The organism is Microbacterium sp. JZ70 (assembly GCF_053903225.1).
The window spans coordinates 3,339,738-3,356,265 of record NZ_CP096405.1 but is presented as its reverse complement, the minus strand read 5'-3'; the positions used below and the strand labels follow the sequence as shown (position 1 = coordinate 3,356,265).

Sequence of the window (16,528 nt, the reverse complement as noted above, 5' to 3'; positions counted from 1 at the left end):
TCAGGGGAGTGGGATGGTCAGAGTCGAGATGAACGAAGACAAGCGCACAGGCTGAGACGCGTCACCATGTGCTGTGTCCTCGTACTCGGACTCGATGGTGTCCTGCTGCGCAACCACATCGAGAAGAAGTTCGCCCGCCGGTTTCGTGAAGCTCGCCGTTGCCATTCCGTATCCGTCGAGCACCCCGCGCCACACAGCGTCGCCGGAGTAGATCAATCGAGTTGCGGAGTACGGCCTGCCCGCGATCTCAACCGTCGTGGTCACGGGCAGGAGTGCGTCGGCGTCGAAGGGGTCGGTGGGCAGTCCGCTCGTGGCGGACTCGATTGTGAGCGGGGTCGGTGGAGCGACAAGTTCCTCAACGCCGAGCGATGCAAGCGTTTCCGATGCGCCATTGCCCCACACTTCCTGGCGGGCGTAGCTAAGCGTCACCCGAGCCATCGGATCGCTCAGCGCGAGGCCGTCTTCGGAGAGCTGCGGCTCGAAAGCGAACACGGCGTTCCCACCAGGATTCGCAAGGGGGACGACCGTCTGAGTTCCATAAACGTCGACGACGACACTCTCGCCCGGCTCGCCGACGAGTGGGAGCACGACCGTGAACCTCTCACGCTCGGGATCGACATTCGGCGTGCCAACCTGCAGCGACGTGTCCAGCAGCCCGCTGAGGTTCAGCTCGCGAACGGTGTTCTCGACCGGAGGCGCGACGGCGTGCGCTGCCGCGTAGCGGGCGACGACGGCGACGTCGGACCTCACGTCCTCCTGCGTGAGCGGAAGAACGATGGTCGACGTCCCGCCCGCCAATTGGGTTGTGCCGAGCCGTCGTTCCGCTAGGAACACCTCGACCCGCGCGTCGGGTTCCCCGCTCACGACCAGCGTCGCTGTGCTGTCGACATCGTCGCCTAGAGCGCTCAGCTGCAGCGGATCGTTGATCGCGACATCCTCGATATCGATCAGCTCGCCCAGAGTCGTCGCGTCGTCGAGGCCCGCGAGGGCGCCATCCCGATAGCGCACCTCGATCGGCAGATCGTCTCGGACCTCGCCCGGGCCGAGCGCGATGGTGAGCGTGGCCTTCCCCTCAGCATCGAGCGTTCGTGAGTCGTCGGACGAGGTCGACCCGTTGACGTACACGGAAACCTGCTTGCTGACCTCGCCGGTCACGGCGAACTCGACGGTTCCGGCGTTCTTGTCGACATCGACCGCCGCGCCGATGTCGATCCGCTGCGGTGGCACCGGCGTCTCAGTCGGCGTCGGTTCCGGCGTGGGCGTCGGGCTCGCGGTCGGCGTCACCGTCGGAGTCGGAGTCGGAGTCGGAGTCGGGGTCGGCTCGGGCTCGACGGCCTCGAGCAGCGGATCGCGCACGCCCAGCGTCGACAGCGACGCGACGAACGACTCACCCTCGACGTCGCGATAGGCGATCTCGAGCGTGACGTCGTCCGTCACCTGAACGGCGGTGAGCGCGAACTGGAGCTCCGCGACGCCGTCGGCCGAGAACTCGCCCTCCGCGAGCGCATCCGCGTCGGCCGCCGTGAAGAGGAGCATCGCGGAGGCCGCAGCGGGTGCGGAGCTCGACTCGGTCACGGCCACGGGCTCACCGGGCTCGCCGGTCACGTCGATCTGGACGATGCGCTCGCGCGCATCGACGACGGACGCACGCTCGAAGCCGATGGGCGCGGGGCTCTCGACCTCGGGCGCGGGCTCCGACGGCTGCGGCGTCGGCTCGGGCGACGGCTCCTCCGACGGGCTCGGAGCGGGCTCCTCCGATGGGCTCGGCTCGGGCGACGGCGCCCCTGACGGCTCTGGCTCGGCGGTCGGCTGCGGCTCGAGCGTGGGCTCGGGGGTCGGCTGAGGCTCGGCCGTCGGCTGGGGCTCGGCGCTCGGCTCGGGAGCCGGCGCCGGAGTGAGCGTCGGTGTCGGGGTCGGCGAAGCGGATGGCGCGGGCTCGTCGACCGGGGGAGCGATCGGCTCCTCGGGGGCCGGGGTCTGCGCGAGCAGCTCGTCGGAGGCCTCGATCGACGCGTCGGGCTGCGCAGCGTCCTCGAATGCTGACGCGGCCTCGTTCGCGGATCCCGCGAAGCCGCCCGTGAGCGTCGCCGCGAGCACCGTTCCCGCGACCGCGGCCGCCGCGATCCCGGCGCCGACGAGCCCGCCGATCGTCCACGCGGAGCTCGACGCCGACCCGCCGGCCGATCCTCCGGATCCACCTGACCCGCCGCCTGCCGCAGCGAACCCGACCGACTTGGCGGCGCCATCCGCTGCCGCGCCGGTCGCCGCTCCGGCGCCGACGGCTCCGCCCGCGACCGCCACAGCGCCCTCGTATACCGAAGACGGCATGGCCGCGAGCGCGACGAGCGCCGACTCGTCGCGCTGGAGCGATGCGAGGTAGCCGGCGGTGCCGGTGACGCCGATCGTGAGCGGCAGGAGCACGAGCGCGAGTCGGCTGCCGACCTCCTTCGCCTCCGAGGCGACGATCGCGCAGCGCGCGCACTCGCCGAGGTGCGCGTCGACCTTGGCCTGGTCGCGCGATCCGAGGTTGCCGCGCGTGTACGCGCCGAGGCGCTCGATCGTCCAGGCGTGCGCGGACCCGTCCTCGACGGAGGCGATGTGCGCCTGGATCCACGCCTCGCGCAGCCCCTCACGAGCGCGGAACGCGAGCTGCGAGACGGCAGCCGCCTTCATGCCGAGCAGCGGCGCGATCTCCGCGGGCTTCATCTGCTCGATCTCGGTGTACCAGAGCACCTCCTGCCAGCGCGTGGGCAGGCTGCGGAAGGCGGTGTGGGTGAGGCTGCGGTCGAGCGCCTCGTCCGTGGCGACCTCGGTCGACTCCGGGTCCTCGACCTCCTCGAGCCCGTCGCTCGTCGCCTCCGTGCGCGCGCGGCCCCACGATGCCGCCACATTGCGGATGGTCGTGAAGAGGTAGGCGCGGAACGAGCCGGTCGGCCCGTTGCCGCGCTGGATCGACTGGAAGATCTTCGCGTACGACTCCTGCACGAGGTCGTCGGCGTCGAGGCTCGACGTAATCGACCGCGCGGCGACGATGCCCGATCGGTAGTGGCGCCGCCACAGCTCGCCGAACGCGTCGTGGTCTCCCGAGCGGGTGCGGAGGACGAGATCCGCGTCGGGGGTCGCCGATGCCGGCGCCTCGCCGTCGCTGAGGTTCTCGTCGTCTGTGGTCATAGGTGCGGGTCCGTGTCGGTGGGCACACCCCTCGTCGCATCGGTGGCGGCGGGTGCGCGTGCGGCCGACGTCGGGTCGTCAGGCCGGTGAACATCCTCCCGCGGATCGGGCGGCTCCGCCACCCCGATGTAGGGATTCACGGGGGATTTGCCGCCCGATGGCACGGTCACATCCGGAGTTCGACAAATTTCTCGGAAGTCGCGTAATGAAACCGCCCCACCGCCGTCTCATGCGGTGAGGGACGTTCCGCCCAGCTGCTGGGGAGCTTCGGGTCGGAGGTCTCGCGAGGCGGCATCGCCGCTCGCGACGAGGGGCTCGGACACTCGGGGGAGGGGTCCGGGCCCCTGATCTCTCTCCGGACGCCTCAGCGCACGGCGCCCGCCGTCCAGACGCGCGCGACCTCGAGCTCGCGGCTCCACAGAACCGCATCGGCGATCGCCCCGGTGCGGAGCGTGCCGAGGTCGTCGCGGCGCAGCACCTTGGCGGGTGTCGCCGTGAGCGCCCCGACCGCGTCGGGCAGCGGGACGCCGAGCCCGACGACCCGGCGGAGCGCCACGTCCTGCGTGAGCGTGGAGCCCGCGATGATGTCGGTGCCGCGTACCGTCGCGACGCCCTGCTCGACGACCACGTCGAGGGCGCCGATCGCGTAGTCGCCGTCGGCCATGCCGGTCGCCGCCATCGCGTCGGTCACGAGCGCGACCCGGCCCGGCGCTGCCCGGAGCAGCATGAGCATCACGGCGTCGGCGACGTGCACACCGTCGGCGATGAGCTCGAGCACGACCCGGTCGTCGCGCGCGGCGGTCGGGATGGGCCCCGGCCGGCGGTGGTGGATGCCCGGCATCGCGTTGAAGGCGTGCGTCACGAGCGTCGCACCGGCGTCGACGCCCGCCGCGGTCGCGTCGGCGTCGGCGTCGGTGTGCCCGATCGCCGCGATGACCCCCGCCGCCGAGATGGCGCGGATCGCGTCGATCGCGCCGGGCAGCTCGGGGGCGATCGTGATCTGCCGGATGGTCTGGGTTCCGCCGATCTCGCCCGCTGCGAGCAGGCGCGCGACCGTGTCGGCGTCGGGGTGGCGCAGGAGCTCGGGGTCATGCGCGCCGTGATGGCCGGGGTCGAGGAACGGCCCCTCGAGATGGCTGCCGAGGATGTCGTCCTCATGCTGGGCGAGGCGCCCGATGGCGGCGACGCGCGCCTCGAGGTCGTCGACGGAAGCGGTCACGAGCGAGATGACCGCTCGCGTCGTGCCGTGCGCCCGGTGCAGAGCGCGTGCCGTCCGGATGGCGTCCGCCCCGTCCTCGTGGGCGGCGCCCGCACCGCCGTGCCCGTGCAGGTCGATCAGCCCCGGCGTGAGCACGGCGCCGTCGCCCGCGATCTCGGCCGCGTCGATGACGACATCGCCCGTCTGCGTCGCGGCGCGCCATCCGTCTCCGTCGCCGCGCGACGAGACGCGTCCGTCCTCGAAGCGGATCCAGCCGTCGCGCTCCGCGCGGCGGTCGGAGACGAGCAGCGTCGAGTGGATCACGGTCCCCATGCTCCTGACCCTCCCACATCCACCCGACCGCGGCCATCCGACTCGGGTCGGCTATGCTGTTCGCGTCGCGACTGGCGTTGAGGTGGTGCACCACCGGGAAGCGACCGAGACGGCATTCGACCGCACGCCTGGGCCGATGCGATGACCCCTTTTCGTCTGTCGTCTGGAGATCGCCATGACCGATCCGCTGTTCAACGCCCCCCTCGCCGAGGTCGACCCGGAGATCGCGGAGGTGCTGCAGCGCGAGCTCGATCGCCAGCGCGGCTTCCTCGAGATGATCGCGTCGGAGAACTTCGTGCCTGTCTCGGTGCTGCAGTCGCAGGGCTCCGTGCTCACGAACAAGTACGCCGAGGGCTACCCTGGCCGCCGCTACTACGGCGGCTGCGAGGAGGTCGACGTCGCCGAGGAGCTCGCGATCGCCCGCGCGAAGGAGCTGTTCGGCGCCGAGTTCGCGAACGTCCAGCCGCACTCGGGCGCCACCGCCAACGCGGCCGTGCTGCACGCGATCGCCCGCCCCGGCGACACGATCCTCGGCCTCTCGCTCGACCACGGCGGCCACCTCACGCACGGCATGAAGATCAACTTCTCCGGCCGTCTCTACGACATCGTCGCCTACGGCGTGAACCCCGAGACCTCGCTCGTCGACATGGACGAGGTGCGCCGCCTCGCCCTCGAGCACAAGCCGAAGGTCATCATCGCCGGCTGGTCGGCGTACCCCCGCCAGCTCGACTTCGCCGCGTTCCGCGAGATCGCCGACGAGGTGGGCGCGTACCTCTGGGTCGACATGGCGCACTTCGCGGGCCTGGTCGCCGCGGGTGTCCACCCGAGCCCCGTCCCGCACGCGCACGTCGTCTCGTCGACCGTGCACAAGACGATCGGCGGCCCCCGCTCGGGCTTCATCCTCACGAACGACGCCGACATCGCGAAGAAGATCAACTCGGCCGTCTTCCCGGGTCAGCAGGGCGGCCCGCTCATGCACGTGATCGCCGCCAAGGCCACCGCGTTCAAGCTCGCCGCGACGCCCGAGTTCAAGGACCGTCAGGAGCGCACCGTCCGCGGCGCGGCCATCCTCGCCGATCGCCTCTCGCAGCAGGACGTGAAGGACGCGGGCATCGCGGTCCGCTCGGGCGGCACCGACGTGCATCTCGTGCTCGTCGACCTGCGCGACGCCGCGATCAACGGCAAGGAGGCCGAGGACCTCCTGCACGACATCCGCATCACGGTCAACCGCAACGCCGTCCCGAACGACCCGCGCCCGCCGATGGTCACCTCGGGCCTGCGTATCGGCACCCCCGCGCTCGCGACGCGCGGCTTCGGCGACGCCGAGTTCACCGAGGTCGCCGACATCATCGCCCTCGCGCTGCTCCCCGGCGCCGACGTCGACGCCCTGCGCGAGCGCGTCGCGAAGCTCGCCGATGCGTTCCCGCTCTACCCCGGCCTCGAGCAGGTCGGCCAGGGCTACGCAGGCGTCTGAGGCACCCCGATCCGTCGAGACTAGCCCCGGTCGTCGAAGCCAGCGCTCCCCGCGCTGGCTTCGACGACGGGCACTAGTCTCGACCGGTTCTGACCCACGAACGAGGGAAGACGAAGACGGATGACCGCACAGATTCTCGATGGCAAGGCGGCCGCGGCCGCGATCAAGGCGGAGCTCGCGGAGCGGGTCGCCGCCCTCGCGGCGAAGGGCGTCACACCCGGCATCGCGACCGTGCTGGTCGGCGCCGACCCCGCGTCGCAGCTGTACGTCGGCATGAAGCACAAGCAGTCGGTGGCGATCGGGATGAACTCGATCCAGCGCGAGCTGCCGGCTGACGCGACCCAGGCCGACGTCGAGGCGCTGATCGACGAGCTCAACGCCGATCCGACGTGCCACGGCTACATCGTGCAGCTGCCGCTGCCCAAGCACATCGACACGGACGCGGTGCTCGAGCGCATCGACCCCGCGAAGGACGCCGACGGCCTGCACCCGACGAACCTCGGCCGTCTCGTGCTCAACGTGAACGCGCCGATCGCCACCCCGCTGCCGTGCACGCCCCGCGGCGTCATCGAGCTGCTCGTGCGCAACGGGTACGACCTGAACGGCAAGCACGTCGTGGTCGTCGGCCGCGGCGTGACGATCGGCCGCCCCATGGGGCTCCTCCTCACGCGGCGCGACGTCAACGCGACGGTCACCCAGGTGCACACGGGCACGCCCGACATGGCGCCCTACCTGCGCGAGGCCGACGTCATCGTCGCGGGCGCCGGCGTCAAGCACCTCATCCGCGCGGAGGACGTCAAGCCCGGCGCGGCCGTGCTCGACGTGGGCGTCACGCGCGAGACCGACCCCGAGACCGGGAAGCAGCGGGTCTTCGGAGACGTGCACCCCGACGTCGCCGAGGTCGCGGGCTTCCTGTCGCCGAACCCCGGCGGCGTGGGCCCGATGACCGTGGCGCTGCTCATGACGAACGTCGTCGAGGCGGCCGAGCGCTCCCTCGCCTGAGCCGCGTCCCCCGACACGAACCCCGGTCCGCTCTCGTCGGGCCGGGGTTCTTCGTGAGAGACTCCCCGCATCCGGTCGACGGCGACCGGAGGGGCCGTCGGAGGGGCGGGCCTGAAGGGGACGAGAGGCCATCATGCACGCTCCGGAGCCCGAGCTCACCATTCCCGACGCACCCGTCTACGACCTCCTCTTCGCGGACCTCCGCGATGAGGAGCGCGACCTCGTCGCCTTCATCGACGGCCGGACCGGCGACACCCTGACCTACGGAGCGCTCGTCGACGCGATCGACGCCTTCGCGGGCGCGCTCGCCGCGCGCGGCATCGGCCCCGGAGACGTGGTCTCGCTGCACGCGGTCAACACCCCGGCCTTCGCGATCGCCTTCCACGGCATCCTCCGCGCCGGCGCGACGGCGACCACGGTCAACGCGCTCTTCACGCCGGGCGAGATCGAGAAGCAGCTGCGGATGGCCAGGGCCGTCGCGCACGTGACGGTCTCGCCGCTCGCGCCCGGCTCGGTGCCCGCGGCGCAGGCGACGGGCATCCCGGCCGAGCGCATCGTCGTCCTCGACGGGTGGGACGCCTTCCCGACCCTCCGCGACCTGCTGGCCGAGGGCCATCCCGCCCCCGACGTGACACCGGAGGCGCGGAGCCAGGTCGCCGTGATCCCGTTCTCGTCGGGCACGACGGGCCTGCCCAAGGGGGTCATGCTCTCGCACCGCAACCTCGTCGCGAACGTGCAGCAGTGCGTCGCGCGACTGCACGTGTCGCCGCAGGAGCGCCTGCTCGCGGTGCTCCCGTTCTTCCACATCTACGGGATGACCGTGCTCCTGAACCTCGCGCTGCGCGCGCGTGCGACGCTCGTCACGATGCCGAGGTTCGATCTCGAGGAGTTCCTGCGCGTCCTGCAGGACCACCGCGTCTCCTACGCGTTCATCGCCCCGCCGATCGCGGTCGCCCTCGCGAAGCACCCGCTCGTCGACCAGTACGACCTGAGCGCCCTGCGCACGGTCTTCTCGGGAGCTGCGCCCCTCGACGAGCGACTCGGCCGCGCGGTCGCCGACCGTCTCGGCGTCGAGGTGCTGCAGGGCTACGGCATGACCGAGCTCAGCCCGGTCTCGCACGCCATGGTGCGCGGCGCGAGCGACGGCGTCCCGCTCTCGTCGATCGGGCCCGCCGTGCCGGGCACCGAGGCGCAGATCGTCGACATCGAGACGCACGCGGTGATCGAGGTGCCGGAGGAGGGGCGCTCGCGCTCGGGCGAGCTGTGGGTGCGCGGGCCGCAGGTGATGCTCGGGTACCTCGACAACCCGGAGGCGACGGCCGCGTGCCTGACAGAGGACGGATGGCTGCGCACGGGCGACATCGCCGCATACGACGCGAGCGGGGCCGTGTTCATCGTCGATCGGCTCAAGGAGCTCATCAAGCACAAGGGCTACCAGGTGGCGCCCGCGGAGCTCGAGGCGCTCCTGCTCGCGAGCGACCGCGTCGCGGATGCGGCGGTCGTGGGCGAGCCGCTCGAGGACGGCGACGAGGCGCCCGTGGCCTTCGTCGTCCCGCAGGGCGAGCCCGACGCCGACGCCGTGCTCGCCGAGCTCAACGGCCAGGTCGCGCCCTACAAGAAGCTGCGCCGGGTCGAGTTCGTCGACGCCATCCCGAAGTCCGCATCGGGCAAGATCCTCCGCAAGGATCTCAAGGCCCGCCTGACGGGGGAGTGAGGGTCATCCGCGGCGCTTGAAGCGCGCCCGGGCGTCGTCGAGCATCCGCGTCGCCCGGCGCTCGAAGCGGTCGTCGATGAGGTCGTAGACGACCCACGCGACGAGCAGGTAGAGCGGCGGGAGGACGTAGCCCCAGAACCAGCCGCGCACGTCGACGTCCGACAGGGCGACCACGAGCATCCAGATGACGAGCTGCACGAGGAACGTCGCGAGGTACTGGACGAGCTTCTCGCCGATGCGCGCCCTCCGCGCGAGCGAGGACGCGGCGCCGCGGAAGATCCGTGCGAGGAGCGGCTTGAGCCAGATCGTCGCGAGCGCGAGCACGAGAGCCGCCCACCACGCGGCCCAGCCGACGGAGACGAACGGGACGAGCCATCCGACGACCGCGAGCACGAGCACGTCGAAGAGGTAGAGGCAGACGAGCCGGATGAACCACGCTTTCATGGCCTCAGCCTGCCACGCAGGCCGCTCGCCGGCTACGAGGCGGATGGCTCGCCCGCGAGGCGCAGCGTGCTCACCGACACGGTCGACTCCGTGCCGAGGAAGACGAGCGAGCCCGCGGCGATGCGCAGGGCGCTGTACGCGGGGTCGACGAGCCCCGTGCGGCGCGGTGCGCTCGGAGGCTGCGAGGGCGAGGGAATGGCGGTGGCCGGCATGACGGCTCCTCGGGTCGGCGGCTGGTACTGCTCCAGCTTCCGCCCGGCGGGGCGTCGCGCACATCCCGCTGGGGGATGAACCCGGGTCATCCCAGGGTCCTCCTCCGGGATGACCCCGTCCAGGTTCTGCATGTCTCACCCGGGGTGTGAAAGGGGCCGCCGAAACCACAGCGAGTGAGACATGCAGAAGGGGGGGCGGGGGAGGTCAGTGCTCGCTGTGGCGGTCGAGGAACTCGTAGACCTCGAGGTCGTCGACGCCCGGGAAGGCGCCGCGGGGCAGCGGCGAGAAGATGTGCGTGTGGACGCGCGCGCTCGGCCACGCCTTGCCGCGCCACGGTGACTCCGCAACGCTCGGCGGCCGCCGGCAGCACGATTCGTCGGGGCAGCTCGACGACGCCCGCACCTGCGTCTCGCGACCGCGCCACCACTTCGCGTCGTCGAACGGGACGCCGACCGTGATCGAGAACTCGCCCGAGCTGCGCGAGCCCGTCTGCGTCGCACACCAGAACGTGCCGGCCGGGGTGTCGGTGTACTGGTAGTGCTCGGTCGTGCGGTTCTGCTGCTCGAAGGCGTTGCGCGCCGCGAACTTGCGGCACACGATCTGGCCCTCGATCGCACCGGTCACATCCTCGGGCAGCGGCAGGCCGTCGTTCTCGTAAACGCGCTCCACCTGGCCCTGGCTGCCCACCCTGAGGAAGTGCAGCCGCATGCCGAAGTGGGTCGTGAGCAGGTTCGTCATCCGCATGCCCGCCGCCTCGTGCGTCACGCCGAACGCGTCGCGGAAGTCCTCGACGGCGAGATTGCGGTCCTTGCGCGCCTGCTCGAGGAACGCCACCGCGGCGGTCTGCGGGATGAGGCAGCAGGCGGCGTAGTAGTTGATCTCGAGCCGCTGCTGGAGGAAGTCGGCGTAGTCGGTGGGCCGCTCGTGCCCGAGCAGCCGGTGAGCCATGGCCTGCAAGGCCATCGAGCGGAGACCGTGGCCGCCGGGGATCGACGCCGGCGGCAGGTAGATGCGGCCGTTCTCGAGGTCGGTGATCGAGCGCGTCGACGAGGGCAGGTCGTTCACGTAGATGAGCTCGAAGCCGAGCTGCTCGGCCATGATGCTCACCGTGCGGTGCTTGAGGGCGCCCGACGTGTGGCCGGCCGCGCGGAGCTGGCGCTCGGCGAGCTCCTCGATCTCGGGCAGGTAGTTGTTGGCCGCACGCTGCCGCAGGCGCAGCTCGGTGTTGGCGCGCCGCGCCTCCTCCGGGGTGGCGATCGCCTCGTTCTCACGGCGCTGCAGCTCGCGGTGCAGGCCGATGATCGACTCGATGGTCTCGTCGCTGAGACCCTTGGTCACCTTGATCGGCGGGACGCCGAGCTGGCGGAACACCTGGCTCGACTGCGCCCGCTCGAGCTCGATCTCGAGGGCGGCCCTGCGGTTCGGCGGCTCTCCTGAGATGAGGTCGGTGACGTTCGTGTCCACGGCGTCGGCGATGGCCTGCAGCAGCGAGAGCTTCGGCTCGCGCTTGCCGTTCTCGATGAGGCTCAGCTGGCTTCCGGCGACCCCGACGAGCGCGCCGAGCTCGTCGAGCGTCAGCCCCCGCTGCACGCGGTGATGGCGGATGCGGTGGCCGAGGGTCTTGAGCTCGAGGCCGGTCTTCTGGTCGCTCATCGGAGGCATTCCTTGATGATAGCTAAAGATCCATCATTCTTTCGACTTCGGATGGCCGAAAAGAGCGGCAGAACCGAGAGAACCTGGCATGGCGACCACGTCTCACCCACAAGGAGCTCTGATGGCAATCGCCGAACCCCTCGCCCCTCACACGACGGACGCCCTCGCCGGCTTCGGCGCACGGCCCGCCTACGACGGCGCCGGCATGCGCGAGCTCGCCGCGTGGGTCGACGAGATCGCCCGTCTCACCCAGCCCGATCGCATCCACTGGGTATCGGGCTCCGCGGAGGAGAACGCCGCGCTCATCGCCGACATGGTGGCCTCCGGCACGCTCATCCCGCTCGACGCCGAGAAGCGCCCGAACTCGTTCCTCGCGCGATCGCACCCCGGCGACGTCGCGCGCCTCGAGTCGCGCACGTACATCTGCTCGGAGCGCGAGGAGGACGCCGGCCCCACGAACAACTGGGCCGACCCCGCGCAGATGCGCGAGACCCTGAACCCGCTGTTCCGCGGCTCCATGCGCGGCCGCACGATGTTCGTCGTGCCGTTCTCGATGGGCAAGGTCGGCGGTCCGATCTCGCAGATCGGCGTGCAGGTCACCGACAGCCCGTACGCGGTCGCGTCGATCGAGATCATGACCCGCGTCGGCGACGACGTCACGCGCCTCATCGCCGAGGGCGCCGACTGGGTGCGCACGGTGCACACCGTCGGAGCCCCGCTCGAGCCGGGTGAGGTCGACGTCGCGTGGCCGTGCAACGACGAGAAGTACATCGTGCACTTCCCCGACACGCTCGAGGTCTGGTCGTTCGGCTCCGGCTACGGCGGCAACGCCATCCTCGCGAAGAAGTGCTTCGCGCTCCGGATCGCCTCGGTGCTCGGGCGCGACCAGAGCTGGATGGCCGAGCACATGCTGCTCATCCGCGTCATCGACCCTGCCGGCCGCGCGTACCACGTGGCCGCGGCCTTCCCGTCGGCCTGCGGCAAGACGAACCTCGCGATGCTGCGCCCCACCATCCCCGGATGGAAGGTCGAGACCCTCGGCGACGACATCACGTGGATCCGCCCCGGCGCCGACGGCCGGTTCCATGCGATCAACCCCGAGGCCGGGTTCTTCGGGGTCGCACCCGGCACGGGCGCGTCGACGAATGTCACTGCGGTCGAGACGCTGTGGGGCAACGTGCTCTTCACGAACGTCGCGCTGACCGACGACGGCGACGTCTGGTGGGAGGGCCTCACGGACGAGACGCCCGCGCACCTCATCGACTGGCAGGGCCAGGACTGGACGCCCGACGCGGGCCGCCCGGCCGCCCACCCGAACTCGCGCTTCACCGTGGCCGCCGATCAGGCGCCGTCGATCGCGGACGACTGGGAGGAGGCGGTGCCGCTCGATGCCATCCTCTTCGGGGGCCGTCGCGCGACGAACGTCCCGCTCGTCGTCGAGGCGTTCGACTGGGAGCACGGCGTCTTCCTCGGGTCGACGATCTCGTCGGAGCGCACCGCGGCGGCCGAGGGCACCGTGGGCGAGCTGCGCCGCGACCCGTTCGCGATGATGCCGTTCTGTGGGTACAACATGGCCGACTACTTCGGGCACTGGCTCGAGATGGGCGGCAAGGCCGAGCAGCTCCCGCGGATCTTCCAGGTCAACTGGTTCCGCAAGGGCGCCGACGGCCGCTTCCTCTGGCCCGGGTTCGGCGAGAACTCGCGCGTGATCGACTGGATCATCCGTCGCCTGCAGGGTGAGGTCGAGGCCGTGCCGTCCGCCATCGGCCTGCTGCCGGTCGTCGCCGACCTGGACCTCGATGGCATCGATGTGCCCGCAGCCGACCTCGAGGAGCTCTTCGAGGTCGACCCGACGTCGTGGCTCGCCGAGGCGGCGCTCACCGAGGAGTTCTACGACACGTTCGGCGACCGCGTCCCGGCCGCGCTGCGGGCGCAGCTCGCGGCTCTTCGCGAGCGTCTCGAGTCCGCGAAGGCCTGATCCGCACAGACGGCCTTCCGCCGCGTCCACCCGGACCGCACGCCGGGTGACGCACCCCAGCGGCCCGCCCCCTTCCGATCCGGGGCGGGCCGCTTCATGCTCGGCTCACGCGCGCAGGATGGCCATGGCCCGGTCGACCGCGGCGCGCGCGTCGGATGCGTCGATCGGAGCGTCGGCGAAGAGCTCGATCTGCGCGTCGCCCGTCGCCCGCTGCGCCATCGCGGGCGGCTTCCACACGCCGACGATCTCGCCGTCGTGCACGATGAGGGGCCGCACCATGCCGTTGGCGCCGGGACCTGCGGCCGCGAGCGCCTCGGGGGATGCGGTCACGGTGCGGTCGGCGTAGGCGATGTAGAACTCCTCGAACGTCGGCAGGGCGAACGTCCGCGCGGCGTCGGGAGCGGTGCGCGGTGGCGCGGGAGACGCGTAGAGCGGCTCGTCGGCGTCGCGGACGACCCTCACCCGATCCGCCGCGGCGGCAGCGGCCGCGCGTGCCGTGGTGAGCGGGAGCCCGGCCCACCAGGCGAAGTCGCGCGCCGTGGCCGGTCCGTGCCCCGCGATGTAGCGCGCGAAGAACTCGGCGAGCGGGTCGGCGGGCGATGCGGACTCGCGGATCCACTCCTCGGCGAGGACGAGGTGCTGCTCGCGCGGCTCGGCCCCGTCGCGATGGACGACGGGGCCCCAGACGAGGACGCGGTGGAGCGCGAGCGTGACGATGAGGTGGTAGCCGCGCTGACCGGCCGTCGAGATGCCGCCCGACTCCCAGACCGCGGCGATCTCCGCGCGGGTCAGGCGGCCGCCGCCGCGTAGCGCGGCCACGGCGAGCTTCTCGGCGCGCGCGATGTCGTCGTCGGCGATGCCCAGGTCGCGCAGCCGCTTCGCGTCGGCCTGCAGCATCCGCGCGGCGGTGACCGACAGCATCCAGCCGAGGTCCTCGGCCGCGGCGGTGTGCAGCGTGCCGCGCTGCGTCCACGCGCGCACGAGTGCGCCGCGGTCGTAGGCGCGGTCGACGGCCGACACCCCTGCGCCGCGTGTCCGCGCGGCGAGAGCCAGCCGGCCGCCCCAGAAGTCCTGGGACTGGGTGGCGGTCAGATGGCGGGCGGCGTCGACGGGTGTGCGCGCGGGAGCGACGAGCCGGTGGTGGCGCAGGCGCGCTCGCCGCAGGGCGGGGAGATCCATGCCGCCCATCCTGCCCGTGGCCGCCGACGTCGGGGAAGGCGACTCACACGAGCAGCTGGTGCTTCGCGAGATCGCGGTAGAGCGGCACGCTCGCCACGAGCTCCGAGTGCGTGCCCTGGCCGATCACTCGGCCGCGATCGAGCACGACGATGCGGTCGCTGTCGACGACGGTCGAGAGGCGGTGCGCGATCACGATGAGCGTGCGCCCCTCGGCGACCGCGTCGATCGCCTCGCGCATCCTCTGCTCGTTGACGCCGTCGAGGGACGACGTCGACTCATCGAGGAGCAGGATGGGCGGAGCCGCGAGCAGCGCGCGGGCGATCGCGAGCCGCTGGCGCTCGCCTCCGGACAGCATGACGCCGTCCTCGCCCACCGGGGTGTCGATCCCGAGCGGGCTGCGGTCGACGATCTCGCCGAGGTTCACGGCGCGCAGCACGCGGTCGCAGTCGGCGTCGCTCGCGTCGGGCGAGGCGAGGCGGAGGTTGTCGGCGAGCGTGCCAGCGAGCGTCGGCGCGTCCTGCTCGACGTATCCGAAGTGCGACCGCAGCTCGGCGCGGGGCAGGTCGCGGATGTCGACGCCGTCGAGGAGGACCGCGCCGCCCGTCGGGTCGTAGAAGCGCTCGATGAGCGAGAGGATGGTCGACTTGCCCGCGCCGGACGGGCCGACGAGCGCCACGCGCGCGCTGTGCGGCACCTCGAAGGAGACGCCGCGGAGCACCTCGCGGTCGGCCTCGCTCGGCGCCTGTGCCGCCTCCTCGTCGAGAGGCCCCGCCTCGAGGTGCGCACGCTCGATCGCCCGCTGCGCCTCGCGCGCCGCCTCCTCGCGTGCCGCGACCGCCGCCGCGGGGTAGGCGAAGCGCACGTCGCGGAAGGCGATCGCCGGCGCCGCGCCATCCGCTGTCGCCGGTGCCGCGCCATCCGCTGTCGTCGCGCCCATGCCATCCGCTGCCGTCGCGCCCGCGCCATCCGCTGCAGGAGAATCCGTCCGCCGCAGGAGGATTCCCGCGGAGGGGTCCTGCTCTCGCGCGTCCGTCCTGCCCTCGCGCGGGGCGGCTGGCGCGGCGTCGGCGCGGACGCGGTCGTCGGCGTCCTCGGTGGGGAGGTCGAGGACCTCCTGGATGCGCCCGAGCGCGCCGAGCGCCTGGCCGACGCTCGCAATGGCCCCGAACGCCGAGGCGAGGGGCATGATGAGGAGGAAGAGGAACATCACGAACGTGACGAGGCTCGCGATCGTGAGCGCTCCCGATGCGACGCGCATGCCGCCGACGCCGAGCACGACGAGCAGCGAGACCTGCATCGCGATGCCCGCGACCGGGACGACGAGCGCAGACGCCTTCGCGACGCGGATGCCGGCGTGGTACGCGGCGGTCGCCATCGCGCCGACCGACTCCTGCTCGCGGTCGGTCGCTCCCGCCGCGCGGATGGTGCGGATGGATCCGATCACGCGCTCGACGCCGCTCGAGAGCTCGCCAACGCGCTCCTGCTGCGCGGCCGATGCGGCGCGGATGCGACCGGACAGGAGCCCGACGGCCGCACCCGAGACGCCGATGACGCCGACGATCGTCAGCAGCAGCACGGGATCGATGAAGAGCATCGCCACGAGGGCGCCGACGAACAGGAGGGCGTTGCCCCCGCTGTCGGCGAGGCCCTGGGTGAGGACGGCGTAGAGCAGTGTCGTGTCGGTGCCGACGCGCGAGACGAGGTCGCCGGTGCGCCGCGCGTCGAACTCGCTCACCGGGAGGTGGAGGATGCGCGCGATGAGGCGGCGCCGGCTCGAGTGGACGACCGCGGTGCCCGTGCGCTGCAGGAGGTAGTGCTGGTACGCGCCCACGGCGCTCGAGGCGAGGACGAGGAGGACGAGAGCCCACAGCAGCCACCCGAGCGGCGAGCTGGCCTGGACGCGGTCGATCACCTGCCCGATGAGGAGCGGCTGGACGAGCGTCGCGACCGCCTCGACGATGCTCAGCACCGCGACGACGACGAGCACGCCGCGGTGCTCCAGGAGGAAGGGCAGCAGCTGCCGGAACGACGCGCGCGGCCCTTCCTCTGCACGCGGTCGCGCGAAGAGCGAGCGGCGTGCGCGCGGGGCGGTCTGGCTCACGGGGTCTCCTTCCGAGGTGCGCGGGGGATCGCCGAGCGCACCTCAGCCAGCCTAGGCAACCGCCCCGC

General features: G+C 71.9%; 11 protein-coding genes and 1 riboswitch. Of the genes, 4 read left to right on the top strand and 7 right to left on the bottom strand.

The window, feature by feature from the left end:
- The gene (locus M1D46_RS15460; protein ID WP_456285999.1) at positions 1-3,171 is read right to left on the bottom strand and encodes a sigma-70 family RNA polymerase sigma factor; all 3,171 of its coding nucleotides are present in this window, start codon (positions 3,169-3,171) and stop codon (positions 1-3) included.
- A gap of 364 nt (positions 3,172-3,535) precedes the next feature.
- Complete coding sequence (locus M1D46_RS15455) at positions 3,536-4,702, bottom strand: N-acetylglucosamine-6-phosphate deacetylase (RefSeq protein ID WP_456285998.1); 1,167 nt, start codon at positions 4,700-4,702, stop codon at positions 3,536-3,538.
- 57 nt (positions 4,703-4,759) lie between these two features.
- A riboswitch (ZMP/ZTP riboswitch) is annotated at positions 4,760-4,843 on the top strand.
- 34 nt (positions 4,844-4,877) lie between these two features.
- Between M1D46_RS15455 and glyA the strand changes: the two genes are divergently transcribed.
- The 3 genes from glyA (at position 4,878) to M1D46_RS15440 (ending at position 8,892) form a co-directional block, all read left to right on the top strand.
- Entirely contained in the window at positions 4,878-6,176 is a 1,299-nt protein-coding gene (glyA, locus tag M1D46_RS15450; RefSeq protein ID WP_324014105.1) for a serine hydroxymethyltransferase, read from the top strand.
- 120 nt (positions 6,177-6,296) lie between these two features.
- Positions 6,297-7,178: a bifunctional methylenetetrahydrofolate dehydrogenase/methenyltetrahydrofolate cyclohydrolase gene (locus tag M1D46_RS15445; protein ID WP_324014106.1), complete on the top strand. Its 882-nt coding sequence runs from the start codon at positions 6,297-6,299 to the stop codon at positions 7,176-7,178.
- 133 nt (positions 7,179-7,311) lie between these two features.
- A complete protein-coding gene (locus M1D46_RS15440) occupies positions 7,312-8,892 on the top strand; it encodes an AMP-binding protein (protein WP_456285997.1) in 1,581 nt (526 codons plus the stop codon).
- 3 nt (positions 8,893-8,895) lie between these two features.
- On the opposite strand, the gene M1D46_RS15435 is transcribed toward M1D46_RS15440, so the two are convergent.
- The 3 genes from M1D46_RS15435 to M1D46_RS15425 form a co-directional block, all read right to left on the bottom strand.
- Positions 8,896-9,336, bottom strand: a complete 441-nt coding sequence (locus M1D46_RS15435) for a hypothetical protein (protein WP_456285996.1) — start codon at positions 9,334-9,336, stop codon at positions 8,896-8,898.
- Positions 9,337-9,368: 32 nt separating this feature from the next.
- On the bottom strand, positions 9,369-9,548 hold the full coding sequence (locus M1D46_RS15430; RefSeq protein WP_282979442.1) for a hypothetical protein: 180 nt from the start codon (positions 9,546-9,548) through the stop codon (positions 9,369-9,371).
- 205 nt (positions 9,549-9,753) lie between these two features.
- A complete protein-coding gene (locus M1D46_RS15425) occupies positions 9,754-11,202 on the bottom strand; it encodes a helix-turn-helix domain-containing protein (protein WP_416383290.1) in 1,449 nt (482 codons plus the stop codon).
- A gap of 121 nt (positions 11,203-11,323) precedes the next feature.
- On the opposite strand from M1D46_RS15425, the gene M1D46_RS15420 reads away from it, so the two are divergent.
- Positions 11,324-13,180: a phosphoenolpyruvate carboxykinase (GTP) gene (locus M1D46_RS15420; protein WP_456285995.1), complete on the top strand. Its 1,857-nt coding sequence runs from the start codon at positions 11,324-11,326 to the stop codon at positions 13,178-13,180.
- 105 nt (positions 13,181-13,285) lie between these two features.
- On the opposite strand, the gene M1D46_RS15415 is transcribed toward M1D46_RS15420, so the two are convergent.
- Positions 13,286-14,359 carry a winged helix DNA-binding domain-containing protein gene (locus M1D46_RS15415; RefSeq protein ID WP_456285994.1) on the bottom strand — a complete coding sequence of 358 codons (1,074 nt, stop codon included), beginning with the start codon at positions 14,357-14,359 and terminating at the stop codon, positions 13,286-13,288.
- A gap of 43 nt (positions 14,360-14,402) precedes the next feature.
- Positions 14,403-16,460: an ABC transporter ATP-binding protein gene (locus M1D46_RS15410; RefSeq protein ID WP_456285993.1), complete on the bottom strand. Its 2,058-nt coding sequence runs from the start codon at positions 16,458-16,460 to the stop codon at positions 14,403-14,405.
- Positions 16,461-16,528: the final 68 nt, after the last annotated feature.